Source organism: Cellulosimicrobium sp. PMB13, from assembly GCF_051294865.1.
Taxonomy (GTDB): domain Bacteria; phylum Actinomycetota; class Actinomycetes; order Actinomycetales; family Cellulomonadaceae; genus Cellulosimicrobium.
The window spans coordinates 161,182-178,798 of the sequence record NZ_CP145910.1; the positions used below are offsets into that span (position 1 = coordinate 161,182).

The following is a 17,617-nucleotide window of genomic DNA, read 5'->3' on the forward strand; positions in this document are numbered from 1 at the left end:
TGCCCGATGAACCCCCTGCCCCTGCGCCCCGCGCGCGTCGACGACCGTGCGGAGGTCGACCGCCTCTACGACATCTGCCTGCGCACCGGTGCTTCGGGCACCGACGCGAGCGACCTCTACGTCGACCCGCGCCTGCTGGGCGAGGTCTACCTCGGCGCGTACCTCGCGCTCGAACCGGGGCTCGCGTTCGTGCTCGACGACGGCGGGGACGCCGTGGGCTACGTCGTCGGCGCGCGGGACACGGTCGCGTTCGACGCCGCGTGCGAGCGTGACTGGTGGCCCCCGCTGCGCGAGCGGTACCCGGTGGGCTCGTTCCCCGACGGCTCGCCGGACGAGGGGCTCGTGCGGCAGATCCACGCGCCGCACCGCCCCGAGCCCGACGTGGTCGGCGAGTTCCCCGCGCACCTGCACGTCGACCTCCTGCCCGCCGCGCAGGGCGGGGGCAACGGTCGCCGGCTGCTCGAGACCCTGTTCGACGCGCTGCGGGCCGACGGCGTCCCGGGCGTCCACCTGGGCGTGGCGCACGCGAACATCGGCGCCGTCGGGTTCTACCGGCACCTCGGCTTCACCGAGCTGACCCGCGACGGCGGAGGCATGACGCTGGGCCTGCGGCTCTGACGTCCGCTCACCCGCGGCCGAACTCCTGGTCATGTGGCCACCCCACGGCCGAACCCCGGGTTGTGTGGCTGTCGCGGACCTGATCGCGACACAACCCGGTGTTCGGCGTCGCTGGGTGCCGAACCCCGGGTTACGTCGCCATCGCTGACCTGATCGCGGGCCAACCCGGGGTTCGGCGGCCGGTGGGGCGGCGCGCCTCGTTCGGGCCCGACGGCGAGGGGGCCGATCCTGGGCGTCCACAGGCCCGGATTCGACGTCCCCGTCCACAGCCGTGCTCGTCGCGACGGCCTCGGCTCCGTCCGGACGGCTGGAATGCGTCCATGCCCACGCCGACTCGCGCCGTCCCCGACGATCTTCGGGTCGTCGCCGCCCGCCAGGAGAGTCTCGTCAGCACCGCTCAGTGTCGCGACGCCGGGCTCGGCCCCGCGGTCGTCGGTCGCCTGCTCCGCGCGGAGACGTGGTCGCGCATCACCCGTGGCGTGTACGACACCGACGCGACTCCCGTCGCACAGCGGCCGCACGACCATCGACGCCGACGCGCCGCCTGGGCGGCGCTCCTCGCCTTCGGGCCGGACGCGGTCGCCGTCGGACCGTGCGCACTGGCGCTGCTCGGCGTGACCGGCCTCCCGACCCGCGTGACCCCGCAGGCAGCTCTGCCCGGGGGGCGTGCGCTGGAGTCGCGAGACGGCGTCGTCCTGCGCATGTTCGACGACGGGATGACGGTCGTGCGGGTCGGCGACCGGTACGTCGCCAGCCCGGAGTGGGCGCTCGCGCAGGCGGTACCGGAGCTGGACCGCGGACCGGCGGTGTCCGTGATGGACTCGTCGCTCCACCTCGGGCTCCTCGACCCGGCCGGCCTGGACCGGGCGCACGACCACGCGCGCGGTCGACGCGGCGTCGCCCGCACGCACGCGTGGTGGGAGCTCGCGGACGGACGCTCGGAGTCGCCGCTCGAGACATGGGCCCGCCTCGACTGCACCGACGGCGGCGTCCCACCCGACGCGCTGCAGGTGCCCTTGGTGGGTGCGAGCGGCGCGGCCCGCCGCGGCGACCTCGGCTGGCGGCTCGACGACGGGCGGTGGCTCCTCGCCGAGGTCGACGGCGCGGAGGTCCACGACACGCCCGTCGCCGCGTTCGCGGACCGGGAACGTCACAACGACCTGGTCACCGGAGACGTCGCCGCGGTGCTCCGCTTCACGTGGCACGACGTCACGGTCCCGGGCCGCACGCACGGCACGGTGCGCCGCGCGCTGGGGTCGGCCGCGCGTCGTCGGGCCGCCTGAGCGGGAGACGACGTCCCCGACGTCCCCGTTGGGGGCCGAACCCGGGGTTGTGTCGCCCTCACGCCTCTGAGCGCGGCACAGACCGGGGTTCGGCGTCGGCCGGCGCCGAACCCCGGGCTACGTCGTCCTCGCCCGGCTGAGCGGGGCGCAACCCGGGGCTCGGCAGGATCAGTGGGCGTCGTGGACCGCGGGCTCGTCACCGCCCGGGGCCGACGCCGGGCTGGCGGGCTCCTGGCTCGTCCCGCGCCACCGCGAGATCGCCCGCATGAGGTGGTAGATCACCAGCGCGGCGGCCGTGCCGAGCGCGATACCCTCGAACGACAGGTCGCCGAGGACCCAGGAGAAGTTCGCGATGCCGATCACGAGCGGCACCGCGGCGGTCGTCAGGTTCACCGGGTCGGAGAAGTCGACACGGTTCTGCACCCAGATCCGCGCGCCGAGGATGCCGATCATGCCGTAGAGCATCGTCGTCGCGCCGCCGAGCACCCCTGCGGGGATCGTCGCGATGAGCGCGCCGAACTTCGGCGACAGCGACAGCACGAGGGCGGTCGCCGCGGCGACCCAGTACGCCGCGGTCGAGTAGACGCGCGTCGCGGCCATGACCCCGATGTTCTCGGCGTACGTCGTGGTGCCCGACCCGCCGCCGATGCCGGCGAACGTCGTCGCGAGCCCGTCCGCGAACAGCGCGCGGCCCGTGAGGTCGTCGAGGTTCCGGCCCGTCATCGCGGCGACGGACTTCACGTGACCGACGTTCTCCGCGATGAGCACGAGCACGACGGGGACGAACAGGCCGAGCACCGCGACGTCGAACGTCGGCGTGACGAACTCGGGCAGGCCGAACCACCCCGCCTCCCGCACGGCCGTGAAGTCGACCTCGCCCTGGATCATGGCGGCCACGTACCCGATCACGACACCGACGAGGATCGACAGGCGCCCGAGGATGCCCTTGAAGAGGACGGTCACGAGGATGATCGACGCGAGCGTGATGAACCCCGTCACGGGCGCGGCGCGGAAGCCGTTGGTGCACGACTGGACGATCTCGCCGTCGACCACCGCCTGCGTGCACGTGCCCCACGCCACCGGCGCGAGGTTGAGGCCGATGAGCGCGACGATCGTCCCGGTGACGATCGGCGGCATGACGATGTCGATCCAGCGGGCACCCGCGAGGTGCACCACCAGGCCGATCAGCGCGAGCACGAGGCCGGTGACGAGGATGCCGCCGACCGCGACCGACTGGCCCTGCGACGCGGTCGCGGCGCCGATCGGCGCGATGAACGCGAAGCTCGACCCCAGGTAGCTCGGCAGCCGGTTCCGCGTGATGAGCAGGAACCCGACGGTCCCGATCGCGGAGAAGAACAGTGTCGTCGCCGGGGAGAACCCGGTGATGAGCGGCACGAGGAACGTCGCGCCGAACATCGCGACGACGTGCTGCATGCCGATGCCGATCGTCCGCGGCCACGACAGCCGCTCGTCGGGATCGACGACGTCCCCCGGTGCGACCGTCCTGCCGTTCCCGTGCACCCGCCAGCCGATGGCGCTCATGACTCTCCGTCCGTGAAGTTCGTGTGAAGACCCCCGGAGCAGGGTAGTGCCCTCACGTCACGGCGTCGTTTCCCGGGTACAGCCCCTCGCCGACAGCACGCCGAACCCCGGGTTGTGCCCCGATCAAGCCGACGATCGCTGCGCAACCCGGGGTTCGGCAGGAAGCTCAGCCCACGGCGTGCGTCAGGAGGAACGCCAGGAGGTACGAGCGGGTGCTGCCGTCGTCGATGCGTTCGTCCGGGAGCGAGCGCGCGACCTCCAGGGCCGAGGCCGCGTCGTCGGGCTCGGCGAGCGACGCGTACATGAGGAGCTGGTCCCCGAACATCACGTCCCACGACGCCGGGTCGTCGCGCGGTCCGGCGAGCTCGGCGTCGAGGTTCGCCCGGATGCGCTCGGGGTCGCCCGCGAGGTAGTCCGCGACGGGCTGCGAGGGCAGCACGAGGATGCCGAGCATGGCGCCCGGCTCGGCGCTGAACCACGTCGCGTAGTCCCGCTTGCCGCCCCACACGAGCGACGTCACGCTCGGCGTGAATCCTTCGATCGCGGGGTCGTCGCGGTCGAAGTCGGTCCAGTAGGCCTTGGCCGACGCCGCCTCGGCGGACAGGAGCCAGCGCGCCTGCGCTTCGAGCCCTGAGTCCTCCGACGTGTCCCCGGACGCCGCCGCCCACAGCGCGAGCCCGTTCCACGCGGACACGGCCTCCGACGCCGACTCCTGGTTGTTGCCGTCCGCGAACGGCGAGAATCCCGACGCCCACGAGTGGCCGGCGTAGGCGTCGAACACGCGCAGCGCAGGGAAGTCCTCGGACCCGGCCCCCGCGGCGACGTCCGCCGCGAGGAGGTCGAGGACAGGGGCGAGGTCGGCCGCGAGCGCCGGGTCGTCCGCCGCCACCACACCGGCGGCGTAGAGGAAGTAGCCGTAGTGGAAGTGGTGGTCGTTGAACTCCTCCGACCCGAACGACGGGGTCTTCCCGACGACACCCCGCACGGCGGGGTCGTAGACGAAGCACCGCGCGTCGCGCACCGAGCACCCGTCCGGTTCCGCCCACTCGCGCAGCGCCGCGGTCAGCTCCTCGCGCAGCGGCCCGGACACCGCGTCGACGCCGAGCTGCTCGGCGAGCGAGAGCAGGTTGGCGTCGCGCGCGAGCGACTTGCCACCGAAGTACGTGTCCGACGGCAGCGGCTCGTGCGCGGCCCAGTCGGCGCGCACCTGGTCCGCGATCTCGCCCCGCGCGTCCTCGTCGAGGACCGAGAGATCGAGCGTCCCGGCGGGTTCGACGGCGGGGCTAGCCCACGCGAGGGTGGTCGCCGTGCACACGTCGACGGTCCCGCGCACGGTCGCGTACGTCCCGAGGCCGCACGTCGCGGTCTCGACGCTGCCGCTCTCGCGCTGGTGCGGCAGGCGCACGACGACGGTCCCCGGCCCGTCGGCACCGGCGTCGGTCTCGTACGTGATCGCCGTCGTCACGGCGTCGTCGGCCACGCCGTAGGCGAGCGTCGTGCCCGTGACGGGGGCGGTCGCCGCCTCGGCGAGCGCCCTCAGCGCGCCGTCGTCGGCGGCGCCGGCGGACGCGTCGTCGGGCAGTCCGTCCGGGACGGGGAGGAACGCGACCGACTCCCCCGCGGCGAGGTCGAGCGAGCGCCCGTCCGGCCCGAGCACCGAGCCGTCCGACGGACCGTCCGGACCGACGAGCAGCCAGTCGCGCCCGTCGACGTCGGCCGTCACGAGCCCTTCCGACGCGGCGAACGCCTGCGTGAGGTCCGCCGTCTGGTCCGTCGCGGCGGTGTAGCGGAGCACGGGTGAGCCCTCGACGAGGGTCACGCTCCCCCGAGCGGCACCGGACGCGTCCTGCAGCTCGAGCGTCACCGAGGCGGTGTCGTACGCCGTCACGCGCGAGGCCGCGGCGCCGACGTCCACCCCGACCTGCGGCACGAACGGTCCGAGGATCGACGTCTCGGTCACCTGGACCTCCGGCAGGCCGACGGCGAACCCCCCGTCGGTCACCCCGAAGGCGAGCGGCACCGGGAAGACGGGCAGCGGCTCCTCGCCGAACACCAGCCCCGAGAACCAGCGGTTCGTCGGCGGCACGAGCCCGTCCGCGAGGCGCATCGCCGGCGGGGGCCCGACGGACTCCTGCGGCAGGATCGTGGGGTCCACGTCGGGCGCCGTCCCCGTCCGGTCCGCGGTCGGCAGCCCGACGGCGTCGCTCGCCCCCGGCGTGCCCGTCGCGCCAGGCGTGGCGTCGGACGTGAACAGGGCACAGCCGCCGAGCGCCAGCACGCCGGCCAGGGCGGCGGCCCCCGCGGCGCGACCGACGAGCGCCCGCCGCCCGCGAGATCGACCCGAGCGGCCGAGATCGACCCTCAGACGGTCGACGTCGCGACGCACAGGTCGATCTCGCGACGCACCGCGGCGGGGCGTCACAGCCCGACCTTCCGCAGGAACTGCCCGAAGCTCTCGTTGACACCGGCGAGCACGCCGTCGTCGTGCAGCTCGATGCTGGCGGTCACCGGCGTGCCGGGCGTCAGGAGGCCGGACTGCCCGTCGCCGTCCTCCCCGGCGTCGGCGAGCGCGTCGCTCGTGATCTCGACGGTCGCCTCCGCGGTGTCGTCCGCGTTCGTCACGGACACCGACGCGACCTCCCCGGGGATCTCGCTCTGGTCGGGCAGCACGATCGTCACGGGGGCGCCCTGCCGCACGCGCGCGTAGTCGCTCGGGTCGAGCGACACCTCGGCGTCGACGAACAGCGATCCCGCGCGGTCGAGCGTCGCGATCGTCGACCCCGCTTCCACGAACGCTCCCTCGCGCGCGGACACCTCGGTCACGACGGCGTCGTAGGGCGCGACGAGCGTGATCGTCCCGTCCTCGCCCACCTGGTAGGCCTGCGTGTCGGCGCTCACGAGCCCGATGGACAGGTCGTGCTGCAGCGTCAGGCTGCTCACGGTGAACAACGGGTCACCCTCGGCGACCTCGTCGCCCTCGTCGACCAGCGACTCCGTCACGGTCCCGGCGTAGTCGGTCCCGATCCCGAGGGACTCGGCCCGGATCGTGGCCGTCTCGCTCGTCGCCTGGCTGAGCCGCCGGTTCATGACGAGCGTCAGCGCAGCGCACACGAGCACGACGGCGAGCAGCCCCGCGACGAGGCGCAATCGGTTGGACCAGGTCATGCGACACCTCCGGCAGGACGAACGGCGGTCGGCGCGGGCGCGCCGTCGGGCACGGACGACTCACGGCGACGAGCCGCGCGCGAGTCCGGCGAGGCAAGGGCTTCCGGACCCTCGTCAGGGCGAGCCGACCGCAAGGCGGCGGGGAGGGACGACGACGCCGGGTCGTGGTGGGTCTGGCGGGAGCCCGCGAGGGACGAGGGGGTGGGGAGGGGCGGCCGTGCCGGGTCGTGGCGGGTCTGGCGGGAGGCGCCGAGGGACGAGGCGCCGGATGGTAGACCCGGCACGGCCGCCCCTCCCCGCCCCCGGGGCCCACGACCGCGACGACCACCACGGGCAGCCCGCTTCGCCGCCGACGACTCGCGGAACGCCGTGACGACGAACGCGCCGAGGATGAACGTGTTGGTGACGTTCCATGCGAGCGCCAGGCTCGGCATCGGGTCGCCCCACTCCTTCCACACCGCCACCGCCGACGTGATGAGCAGGAACGCGAAGAACAGCACCTGCGGCATCATGTAGTTGAACGGTGAGGACACCTTCCCCTTGCTCCCGGTGACGTGCCACGCCTGCTCCTTGCCCGTCATCGCGTTCCACAGTGCTCGGGTGTAGATGGGGAACGACACGGACGCGAGCATGAGCACCTCCCACCGGAACGAGCCGAGCGTGAAGAACGCGATGGCGATCTGGAGGACGTAGAACCCGGCGTAGTACAGGAGCCACGTGCCCCACGAGATCGTGAGGTTCATCGGGGTGAGGTCCAGGTAGATCTGCAGCGGGGGCACGAGGAGCAGCACGAGCGGCGCGATGCCGGCGAGGTAGTGCGTCGCGGTGACGGTGTACTGCAGGCGCTGGTCGAGCGTGAGGTGGCGGCGTGGGCTCAGCGGGTTGTGCTGGAGCATGATCTCGAACCCGCCGGTCGCCCAGCGCAGCTGCTGCTTGGTGTAGGCCTCGACGGTCTCGGGGGTGTCGCCGACGGCGAGCGTCGTGGGGATGTAGACGGTCCTCCAGCCACGCTCGTGGAGCATGAGCGAGGTCCACACGTCCTCGGACTTGGAGTCCGTGTGCATGCCGCCGATGTCGTCGATCGCGGCGCGGCGGAAGATGACGTTGGTGCCGACGCAGAACGCGGCGTTGAACCGGTTCCGGCCGGGCTGGACGAACCGGTAGAACACGGCCTGCATGTACCCGGCGCCGCGTGAGATGAGGTTGTCGAGGTTGCCGTAGGTCTGCGGTGTCTGGACGAACGCGACGTCGTCCTTGACGAAGAACGGCACGGTCTCGACGAGGAACTCCGGCTTGGCCACGAAGTCGGCGTCGAGGATGACGAACAGGTCGCCCTTCGCGATCGCGAGGGCGTGGTTGACGTTGCCGGCCTTCGCGCCGTTGCTCGACAGGCGCCGCACGTAGCGGGCGCCGAGCTGGGCGGCGAGGTCGCGCACGTCGTCGGACCGGCCGTCGTCGAGCACCCACGTGCGGTGCGTTCCCCGGATCGCGAGCGCGGCGCGTACGGTGCGCGCGATGGTGTCGAGGTCCTCGCCGTACGTGGTGATGAGGACGTCGACCGTGACGGGCTGGTCGTGCAGGTACAGGTTCCAGCGTGTCGGGTCGTCCTCGGCGCCGTCGCGGATGATCTCGGGCACGTCGAACAGCCGGTCCTTGGCGTGGTGGAAGGAGAAGCCGCGCGGGTCGTGCCCGCTGGACAGGACGGTCCACATCGCGAGGAGCGCCTGCGCGACGAGCACCGTCTCGGCGGTGATGACCATGGCGTACGGGAGGGCGTCGCCGCGGTTGGCGGGGTTGAGGAGGAAGAGCGCGTACGCGACGACGCCCAGCGTCGCGAGCAGCATGATCATGACGAGCGACGGCGAGCGCGCCGCGGAGTTCTCGTCGCGGGGCGGTCCGGTCGGGCGCTCGGGCTCGGTGCGCGGACCGAAGGGCTCGGGCCGCACGTACTCGGTGCGGCGGGGGGTGACGACCAGACGGTCGAACTCGGAGACGGCCATCGCGTGTCCTCGGGTCTCGGTGGGCTCGAGAGACGGGTGCCGGGGGTCGACGCGGGTGCGAGCCCACGCCGGGCCCTCTGCGCCCGGGGTGCGGCGACCTCGTCGGCGTCGTGGATTCAACAGCGTGCGTGCGGTCGAGCCCCCTGCCGGCTCGTCCGCGAGGACCAGCCGGAGACGGGTCGAGGTGACCCGCTCGGGAGCGGGCCACCTCGTCGTCTGCGGCGAACCTAACCGGCACCTCGGGTGGTGTCACGGGTGAGGGGCGACGGCGCCGGGGCGTGTCCTGGTACGCCGGTGCCGGTCGTGGAGGTCGTGGGGGCCGTGCACCCGGGTGCCCGGCCGGCCCGCGGGCCGTTGGGAGCGCTTGCATCCGGAGAGTCGCGCGCCGTCGCGCGGCGGACCGCGGGGACGTCACGACGCCACGGTCCCGAAACAGCCCGTTCACGGGGCGAAACCGAGATTTCACCGGGGTGCCGCGCCGCGTGTCCACCCCTCGGACGCGCGACGCGGCACCGTGGTCGTGCCGCCGTGCTCAGCCGAGCTGGGGGCGGACCTCGTCGGCGATCAGCTGCAGGTGGTCGAGGTCGTGCAGGTCGAGCACCTGGAGGTAGAAGCGCGTCGCGCCCTGCTCGGCCGCGGTCGCGAGCTTGTCCGCCGCCTCCGAGACCGTCCCGGCGATCCCGTTGCGGCGCAGCTCCTCGGGCTCACGCCCGATCGCCGCGGCGCGGCGCGCGAACTCCGCCTCGTCCTTGCCGACGGCGACGACGAACGCCGCCGAGTAGGCGAGCGAGTCGGGGTCGCGGTCGGCGTCGAGGCACGCCGCGCGCACGTTCTCGAACCGCTCGGGCAGCACGCCGGGGTCCGGGAACGCGGCGTTGTACTCGCTCGCGTACCGCGCCGCGAGCGCCGGCGTGCGGCGCGGGCCGTGACCGCCCACGATCACCGGGATGCGCTCCTGCGCGGGCTTCGGCAGCGCCGGGGAGTCCTTGAGCGTGTAGTGCTCGCCGCTGAAGGAGAACGTCTCGCCGACCGGCGTCTCCCACAGGCCGGTGATCACCGCGAGCTGCTCCTCGAGGATCCCGAACCGCTTCTCCGGGAACGGGATGCCGTACGCCTCGTGCTCGCGCGCGAACCAGCCGGCGCCGAGGCCGAGCTCCACGCGGCCGCCCGACATCTGGTCGACCTGCGCGACCTGGATCGCGAGGACGCCGGGGTGGCGGAACGTCGCCGACGACACGAGCGTGCCGAGGCGGATGCGGCTCGTCTCGCGGGCCAGCCCGGCGAGCGTCGTCCAGGCGTCGGTCGGGCCGGGCAGGCCGTCGCCGTCGCCCATGACGAGGTAGTGGTCGGAGCGGAAGAAGGCGTCGAAACCGAGGTCCTCGGTCGCCTTCGCCACGGCGAGGACGTCGTCGTAGGAGGCGCCCTGCTGGGGCTCGGTGAAGATGCGCAGGTCGATCTGAGTCATGCCGCTCAGCCTGTCACACGCCTCGTCGGCCGAGTTCGCCGGTCGAGCACGCCTTCCGGTTGCAGAGCCGCCTCACATCGGAGAGCGTGCGGAGGCGGGCCGAAACGTTTCACCCGATGACCCACGACCGACGGAGGCACCCATGCAGGCGACGAGAGCGCGCAAGATCAAGATCGGGCTGGCCGGGCTGGCCGTCCTCGGACTGGGCGCAGCGCTCACGAGCGCACAGTGGACCGACCAGGTGTTCTTCCAGGCCGACGTCTCGACGGGGACGTTCAACATCCAGGGCGCGGTGCCCGACGACCAGAGCGCACCGGTCGAACCGGCCACCTGGGTCGAGTCGGACACGTGGGACGGCACCGAGGCCGGCATCGCGACGATCGAGCTCGACCTCGGCAGCGCACAGGTCGCACCCGAGGAGACCACGACGCTGACGGGCTACGTGCGCAACGACCCCACGAGCACGTGGACGGCCGACGTCAGCGCGATCACGGTCACGCCTTTCCTGCCGGACGGCGTCACGGCATCCGTCGCCTACGTCACCGGAGGCAACGACCCGGCCGACCTCGCCCCGGGCGACTCCGTGGCCTTCACGGTCACCGTCGAGGCGGACGCCACCGTGGCGCAGGGCGCGGCCGGCGAGCTCGCGGTCACCGTCGACGGCGTGTCCGTCGCCCCCGCCACGCCCTGACCCTCGTCGACCACGTGCCCTCCCGCTCGTCCCGCGCCGCGCGACGTGCGCTCGGCGGCCTCCTCCTCGCCGTCGTGGTGCACGTCGGCGTGGCGCTGCCCGCCTCCGGCGCCGAGGCCGTCGTGGACCCGGAGCTTCTCGTGTTCGACGCGCTCGCCCCTGGCGAGACCTCGTCCGCGGTCACGACGCTCCGTGTGGACGCGCCGTCTGCTGCGGCGATCGTGCGGTCCGAGGTGAGCGCGACGGGCGAGCTCGTGCCGCACCTGACGACCGTCGTCGAGTCCTGCGACGCCCCCTGGACGTCGGCGGGCTGCCTGACGGGGGCGACGCTGCTCGTCGAGGGGCCCGTCGCCGTCTCGGACTCCGAGCTCCAGGTCCCGGTCCCGGCGACGGGCGTCGTGCACGTGCGCGTGGGGATGACGCTGGCCGACGACGCGCCGCCGGGCTCGAGCGGGACGGTCGTCTACCGGCTCGACCTGGTGGGCGACGACGCGGACGAGGGCGGGGAAGGCTCCGGGGACGACCGCGGAGAGGGTGCCGGTGGAGGACCACCGCTCGCGACCACGGGAGCTGACGTCGCCGCCGTCGGTGCGGCGGCGCTCGCGCTCGTCGCGCTGGGGACGGCGCTGCACCGTGCCCGACGGCGCACGGACCGCGAGGAGACGGCGTGACCCGGGCGGATGGAGGCCGCGTGCCCCGAACGGAGGGAGACCGCGTGAACCGAGCCGCGGGGAACCGCGTGGCACGCCCCGCCCTGCGCCCGCTGCTCGCGGCGCTCGCCGTGGTGGCGGCCGTGCTCGTGGTCGGGCTCCTCGGCCCGGTGGTGCGCCCGACGTCGGCCGCCTGGACCGATCCCGTGCACGCCCGCGCGACCGTCGTGGTCGACGCGACCGTCGCGCCGGAGATGATCGCGGCAGGGCAGGGCTTCACGTGCGCGGTGGTCCGGGGCGACGGCTGGTGCTGGGGCGAGGGGGGCAGCGGACAGCTGGGCGACGGCACCGCGACGACGTCGGACGTGCCCGTCGCGGTCGCCCCGGGCGCGATGGGCGACGCCGTCGTCACGGACATCGACACGGGCAACGCGCGCACCTGCGCCGTCGCGGGCGGCGCGGCGTACTGCTGGGGCGTCGGGGACCTGGGCGACTTCGACACGGCGGAGCCCTGGCAAGGTCCCCCGTCCTCGGTCCCCGTCGCGGTCTACGCGCAGCCCGCGGGTACAGGGCCCAACGAGTACGAGTCCCCGCTGTACGGCCGCACGGTCACGATCGTCGGGGCCGGGGAGTTCGCCAGCTGCGCGGTCGCGGACGACACGTCGGCGGCCTGCTGGGGCCTCAACGTCGGCTTCCCCCGTCCCACGGACCCGTCCGACCCGCAGAGCCGGGCCAACGCTCCCATCGCCGTGCCGACGAGCGCGGACGACCCCGTGAGCCAGCTCCCGGCCGGGGCGCCGATCGACCACGTGACCACGGACTTCCAGAACGCGTGCGTGATCGCCGCCGGCGAGCCGTACTGCTGGGGCCGCAACCAGGAGGGACAGGTCGGCGACGGGGAGAACGGGACCGCCGTTCTCGCCCCCACCGCCGTGCTGCCGGGCGCGATGACCGCGCGGCCGGTCACGGACGTCGACGGCGGGAGCTTCCACACGTGCGCCGCGGCCGGTGGCTCGGCCTACTGCTGGGGTCTTCGGGCCACCGGGCAGATCGGGGACGGTGGCGGCATCAGCGGCACCCAGGACGTGCCGGCCCGGGTCGCGCTCCCTCCGGGCGTCTCGGTCACCGACGTCGCGGCCGGCGGCGGCACCGCGTGCGCGCTGACGGCCGACGGCGCGGTCTACTGCTGGGGCAGCAACACGGACGGCCAGCTCGGGAACCCCGCGGTGGGGATCGGAGGCTCGACGGACACCCCGGTCGAGGTGGACCGGTCCCTGCTGCCGGAGGGCGTGACGTTCACGTCCGTCGTCGTCGGCGCGTCGCACGCGTGCGCGACCGCGAGCGACGACGAGGTGTACTGCTGGGGGGCCGGGAGGACGCTCGGCACCGGGGCCGGTCAGGCGCTCGCCCCCCGCCCCGAGGTCCCGGTCACGCAGACCTGGGCGGCGGCTCCGTGAGCGCCCTGAGACGCCTCGCCGACGTCGCGCTGACGGTCGCGGCGGTGGCCGGAGTGCTCGGCCTGGTGCTCTTCGCGCTCGTGCAGGCGGGCGTCGTGCAGACGCTCGTCGTGACGTCGGGGTCCATGCGCCCGACGTACGACGTCGGGGACGTCGTCATCAGCCGCGCAATCGACGCCGAGCGGCTCGCGCCCGGGGACGTCGCCACCCTGCGGGACGCGACCGGTCGGCTCATCACGCACCGCGTCGTCGCGGTGACCGACGTCGCAGCGCCGGACGCCGCCGCCGAGAACCCCGCCGGGGTGGATGCTGCCAGCACGGCGGTGTCGGCGGAGGCGGTGAGCGTCGTCATGCAGGGCGACGCCAACGACGCGCCCGACGCCGCGCCGTACGTCGTGGAGGAGGCGCTCGTCCCGGTGGTCCGCGTCCCGGGCGTCGGACCGCTCGTCGCGGCCGTGCAGCGGCCCTCCGTCGCGATCCCCGGCCTGGTGGCCGTCGCGGCGCTCGTCGCGATCGCCTTCGTCCCGAGCGGCCGACGCGACGAGCCGAAAGAGGCTTCGGCAGCGGAGGACGGGGCGTCGCAGGACGCGGACCCACCCGTCGCCGCGCGGCGCGGTCGGCACGCCGCCCGCGCGTGACGCGGGTCCGCCGTCGACCCGTTCAGTCGAGCGGCACGAGGTCCAGCTCCTGGAACTCGGCGACCTCGGGTACCCAGCGGTCGGCGACGAACGCCCGGTGCGCGGGGTGGGCGTCGTACGCGGCGTACGCGGCGTCGTCGTCGAACACCATGGAGAACTGGAACGCGAGCGGGCTCTTCGCGCTGACCTGGCGCGAGACGGTGAAGTCCCGGACGCCGGGGATCGCCGTGAGGGTGCTCCGTGCCGTCGTGAGGAACTCGGCCTCCTCGGGGCTGTCGGCGGCGTGGACGAGGCGGAAGGCGACGGTGTGCTGGATCACGCACGCCACCCTAGGCGTCCACCTCCCGACGGCGGCGACGGCGCGCAGGCGCCGGGACGGCCCACCCCCGTAGGGTCGGGGCATGCGCGTGAGCACTGTGATCCTGCCCGTGTACCCGTGGCGAGAAGCGCGGGAGGTGTGGCGCGAGGCCGACGACCTCGGGTTCCACACCGCGTACACGTACGACCACCTGTCGTGGCGCACGTTTCGCGACGGCCCGTGGTTCGGCACCGTGCCGACGCTCGCCGCGGCGGCGGTCGTGACGGATCGCGTGCGCCTCGGGACGCTCGTGACGTCGCCGAACTTCCGCGAGCCGGTGACGTTCGCGAAGGACGTCATGACGCTCGACGACGTGTCGGGGGGCCGGGTCACGGTCGGTCTCGGCGCGGGGACGACCGGGTTCGACGCGAGCGTGCTGGGTGGTGAGCCGTGGTCGGCGCGCGAGCGGGCCGACCGCCTGCGCGACTTCACGGTGCTGCTGGACCGCCTGCTCACCGAGCCCGCGGTGACGCACGAGGAGGGCCACTACCGGGCGCGCGAGGCCCGCACGATCCCGGGCTCGGTGCAGACGCCGCGCGTGCCCTTCGCGATCGCCGCCACGGGACCGCGCGGGCTGCGGCTCACGGCCCGCTTCGGTCAGGCGTGGGTGACGACCGGAGACGGTCGCCTCGGTGACGACGCGACGCCCGCGCAGTCCCGTGCGGCGGTACGCGCTCAGGTGGAGCGCCTCGAGGCGGCGTGCGACGACGCCGGGCGCGACCCGTCCGGCGTCGAGCGGGTCCTGCTCACGGGGTTCACCCCCGACCGCGCGCTGGAGTCCGTCGACGCGTTCGTCGAGACCGCGGCGGGGTACGCGGAGGTCGGGATCACGGAGATCGTCGTGCACCGGCCTATCCCCGGCACGCAGTTCGAGGGCGAGCAGTCCGTCTTCGAGCGCATCGCCACGGAGGGCGCTCCCCAGGTCGCCGGTCTCTGACGACGTCGTCGAGCGAACGCCGGTACGACGGCGCGGCGACGGCGACCCGCCGAACCCCCGGTTACGCGTCGATCAGGCTCCGCAGCGCCACACAACCCGGGGTTCGGCACCTCACCCGGTGACCGCGCGCGGTCAGCCGAGCCGGCCCACGGGACGGTAGACCAGGTGCGTGACCCGCGACGCGGCACGCACCGACACGATCTCGAGGTGCTGGGGCGGGACACCGTCGAACACCCGGTCCCCGTGTCCCAGGACCTGCGGCACGACGTGCAGCCGGATCTCGTCGACGAGCCCGGCCGCGAGGAACTGGTTGACGGTCGCGGCACCGCCCGCGATCGAGACGTCCTTCTCCCCCGCTGCCTCGCGTGCCTGACGCAGCGCCGACTCGATACCGTCCGTGACGAACGTGAACGTCGTGCCGCCCTCCATCACCAGAGGCTCGCGCTCGTGGTGGGACAGGACGAACACCGGCGCGTGGTACGGCGGCTCGGGCCCCCACCAGCCCGACCAGCCGAGGTCGGGCTCGCCGCGGTCGGGGCCGAACATGTTGCGTCCCATGACGTAGGCGCCGGCGGACAGGATGGCCGCGAGCTCCTCGGCGTTCTCGTCCGCCGTCTCGAACATCCACGCGTGCAGGTCCACCCCCTCGCCGAACGGGTGCTCGGCCGTCTGGTCCGGACGGGACGAGATCCCGTCGACCGACACCGCCACGTCGAACGTCACACGTCCCATGACACCCTCGCTCTCCGCGGCCCGGACGGGCCGCCGTCATCCCTGACGCTGCTCCGACCGGGCCGAGCCGGCGAACTCATCGCGGACCCGGCCCCGGAGCGAGGACGGGGCACTCCCTCGCGGGACCGGGGTACCACCTCGCGATCAGGCGGTGGCGGGTGCCTCCTGGGTCGCGATGCGCAGCGCCGCGACGAGCTCGCGGTAGAGCTCGTCGGTCGCGAGCAGCTCGGCGTGCGTGCCGCGCGCGCGGACCCGGCCCGCCTCCATGACGAGGATGAGGTCCGCGTCGATGACGGTCGAGAGCCGGTGCGCGATGGTCACGACGGCGCGGTCGCGCGCGAGGTCCTCGATCACGGCGTGCACCGCCGCCTCGGTGAGCCCGTCCACCTGAGCCGTCGCCTCGTCGAGGAGGAGCACGTCCGGCGCGTGCAGGACGGCGCGCGCGAGGGCCACGCGCTGGCGCTCGCCCCCGGAGACGGTCGTGCCGACGAGCGACGTGTCGAGGCCGTCCTCCAGCGAGCGCACCTTCGCGGCGAGGCGGACCTTCTCGAGCGCGTCCCACATCGCGTCCTCGCTCGCGCCCGGGTCGGAGAGCTGGAGGTTCTCGCGGATCGTGCCCGGCACGACCGGGGTCTCCTGCTCGACGTACGCGAACCGGCGGCGCACGTCGTCGAACGACAGCGCGTCGTACGGGACGCCGTCGAGGAGGATCTGCCCCGACTCCGGCTGGAGGAACCGGAGCAGGAGGGAGAACGTCGTCGTCTTGCCCGCGCCCGACGGCCCGACGATCGCGACCTGACCGCGGCGGGGCACGTCGAGGTCGAGGTCGCGGACGACCGGCTCGCCGCCGGGCAGGTACCGCGCGGTGACGCCGCGCAGCGCGAGGCGCGGGACGTCGTCGGGCACCAGGGCCGTGCCCGACGCCGTGCCCTCCTCCCGCACGTCGCCCACCTGGGCGACGGGGTGCGCGAGCGGCGACGCGGCCGTCTGGTGCGTGCCCGCGCCCGGCTCGTCCTCCTCGACCTCGATCGCCTGGACGTCGCGGATGCGGCCCGCGGCCGCGATGCCCGCCTGGAGCTGCGTGACGTTCATCGTCAGCCCGGTGACGGGCTCGACGATCTGGAACGCGTAGAGCAGGAACGCGACGAGGCCCGACACCGCGAGCAGCCCCTGGTCGACGCGCCACGCCCCGAGCGCGAGGACGACGATGATCGCGAGCTGGATGCCGCCGCCCGCGATGGTCCACGCGACCGCCTCGGTCCGCACGGCGCGGACGCTGTGCCGCGCGGACGCCTGCGCGTCGTCGAGCACGCGGTCCACCTGGCGACCCTCCGCGCGGCTCGCCTTGATGGTCCGGACGGCGCGCAGCCCGCCCTCGAGCGTCCCGCCGAGGCTGCCGAGCGACTCCTGTGCCTTCTCCTGCGCCTTGGCGATGCGCGGCATGAGCGCTCCGACGAGCACGCCGATGACGACGATCGCGGCGAGGGTCGTGCCGAGCAGGACCATGTCGAGGACGCCCATGAGCACGATCGTCCCGACGAGCGACACGGCGAAGTTCACGAGGTTGACGAGGCTCGACGACGCGGCCTCGCGGAGCAGGACCGTGTCGGAGGTGACGCGCGTGACGAGCTCGCCCGTTGGCCGTCCCGTGAGCGCGCCGATCTTCGCGGCGAAGTAGCGGCGCACCATGGAGGACCGCGCGTCGAGCACGACACGCTCGGCGAGCGTCCCGAGCAGCACCCACTGCCAGAGCCCGAGCACGAGCCCGACGAGCAGCAGGCCCACGAGGGTCAGGACGGCCGGTGTCAGCGACGCCCCGGTGCCGAGCGTGTCGAGCACCCACTTCGTCACCATCGGCGTGGCCAGGGTCGCCGCGGTGGTCCCGAGGCCCAGGACGAGCCCCAGCGCGAGCGTGCGGCGGTGCGGGCGGACGAACTCCCAGAGCACCGTGAGGCGCGGGAGGAACGGTCCCTTCGCCTCGGCGTCAGGGACGGCGGGTTCGGGACGCGTCAGCGTGTCAGGGGCGGCCATGCCGTCAACCATGGTTGACATCCCATCTGCTGTCAACTGTGGTTGACGGC

The 17,617-nt window shown here is 73.8% G+C and carries 15 protein-coding genes; 7 read left to right on the top strand and 8 right to left on the bottom strand.

Translation table 11 applies throughout. From position 1 onward, the window contains the following. Window positions 1–6: 6 nt before the first annotated feature. Both V5D56_RS00905 and V5D56_RS00910 read left to right on the top strand, forming a co-directional pair. Window positions 7–618, top strand: coding sequence for a GNAT family N-acetyltransferase (locus V5D56_RS00905; protein ID WP_435737189.1), 612 nt, complete (start codon window positions 7–9; stop codon window positions 616–618). A 320-nt stretch (window positions 619–938) separates the two neighbouring features. After that, window positions 939–1,901: a type IV toxin-antitoxin system AbiEi family antitoxin domain-containing protein gene (locus V5D56_RS00910; protein WP_435737190.1), complete on the top strand. Its 963-nt coding sequence runs from the start codon at window positions 939–941 to the stop codon at window positions 1,899–1,901. Between the two features lie 168 nt (window positions 1,902–2,069). On the opposite strand, the gene V5D56_RS00915 is transcribed toward V5D56_RS00910, so the two are convergent. From V5D56_RS00915 to V5D56_RS00935, 5 genes are all read right to left on the bottom strand, one after another. Then, window positions 2,070–3,443 (bottom strand): uracil-xanthine permease family protein, encoded by a 1,374-nt coding sequence (locus V5D56_RS00915; protein WP_435737191.1) that lies wholly within the window; start codon window positions 3,441–3,443, stop codon window positions 2,070–2,072. A gap of 166 nt (window positions 3,444–3,609) precedes the next feature. Then, window positions 3,610–5,829: a glycosyl hydrolase gene (locus V5D56_RS00920; protein WP_435737192.1), complete on the bottom strand. Its 2,220-nt coding sequence runs from the start codon at window positions 5,827–5,829 to the stop codon at window positions 3,610–3,612. A gap of 32 nt (window positions 5,830–5,861) precedes the next feature. Then, on the bottom strand, window positions 5,862–6,608 hold the full coding sequence (locus V5D56_RS00925; protein WP_435737193.1) for an HlyD family efflux transporter periplasmic adaptor subunit: 747 nt from the start codon (window positions 6,606–6,608) through the stop codon (window positions 5,862–5,864). Then, window positions 6,605–8,608, bottom strand: a complete 2,004-nt coding sequence (locus V5D56_RS00930; RefSeq protein ID WP_435737194.1) for a glycosyltransferase — start codon at window positions 8,606–8,608, stop codon at window positions 6,605–6,607. The genes V5D56_RS00925 and V5D56_RS00930 overlap by 4 nt, the downstream gene beginning before the upstream one ends. A gap of 532 nt (window positions 8,609–9,140) precedes the next feature. After that, on the bottom strand, window positions 9,141–10,064 hold the full coding sequence (locus V5D56_RS00935; protein ID WP_435738928.1) for an LLM class F420-dependent oxidoreductase: 924 nt from the start codon (window positions 10,062–10,064) through the stop codon (window positions 9,141–9,143). A 151-nt stretch (window positions 10,065–10,215) separates the two neighbouring features. On the opposite strand from V5D56_RS00935, the gene V5D56_RS00940 reads away from it, so the two are divergent. From V5D56_RS00940 to V5D56_RS00955, 4 genes are read left to right on the top strand one after another with little or no spacing between them, the layout of a single operon-like run. Then, a complete protein-coding gene (locus V5D56_RS00940; protein WP_435737195.1) occupies window positions 10,216–10,764 on the top strand; it encodes a hypothetical protein in 549 nt (182 codons plus the stop codon). A gap of 14 nt (window positions 10,765–10,778) precedes the next feature. Then, window positions 10,779–11,435, top strand: coding sequence for a hypothetical protein (locus tag V5D56_RS00945; RefSeq protein ID WP_435737196.1), 657 nt, complete (start codon window positions 10,779–10,781; stop codon window positions 11,433–11,435). A gap of 44 nt (window positions 11,436–11,479) precedes the next feature. After that, complete coding sequence (locus V5D56_RS00950) at window positions 11,480–12,871, top strand: RCC1 domain-containing protein (protein WP_435737197.1); 1,392 nt, start codon at window positions 11,480–11,482, stop codon at window positions 12,869–12,871. After that, entirely contained in the window at window positions 12,868–13,509 is a 642-nt protein-coding gene (locus V5D56_RS00955; protein ID WP_435737198.1) for a hypothetical protein, read from the top strand. Before V5D56_RS00950 ends, V5D56_RS00955 begins: the two co-directional genes overlap by 4 nt. Window positions 13,510–13,531: 22 nt before the next feature. Here the strand turns inward: V5D56_RS00955 and V5D56_RS00960 are convergent, their stop codons facing one another. Continuing rightward, complete coding sequence (locus V5D56_RS00960; RefSeq protein WP_435737199.1) at window positions 13,532–13,828, bottom strand: Dabb family protein; 297 nt, start codon at window positions 13,826–13,828, stop codon at window positions 13,532–13,534. An 82-nt stretch (window positions 13,829–13,910) separates the two neighbouring features. On the opposite strand from V5D56_RS00960, the gene V5D56_RS00965 reads away from it, so the two are divergent. Next, a complete protein-coding gene (locus tag V5D56_RS00965; RefSeq protein WP_435737200.1) occupies window positions 13,911–14,804 on the top strand; it encodes an LLM class flavin-dependent oxidoreductase in 894 nt (297 codons plus the stop codon). 132 nt (window positions 14,805–14,936) lie between these two features. Here V5D56_RS00965 and V5D56_RS00970 read toward each other — a convergent pair whose 3' ends face one another. Both V5D56_RS00970 and V5D56_RS00975 read right to left on the bottom strand, forming a co-directional pair. Continuing rightward, entirely contained in the window at window positions 14,937–15,536 is a 600-nt protein-coding gene (locus tag V5D56_RS00970) for a dihydrofolate reductase family protein (protein WP_435737201.1), read from the bottom strand. A 144-nt stretch (window positions 15,537–15,680) separates the two neighbouring features. Next, complete coding sequence (locus tag V5D56_RS00975; protein WP_435737202.1) at window positions 15,681–17,567, bottom strand: ABC transporter ATP-binding protein; 1,887 nt, start codon at window positions 17,565–17,567, stop codon at window positions 15,681–15,683. Window positions 17,568–17,617: the final 50 nt, after the last annotated feature.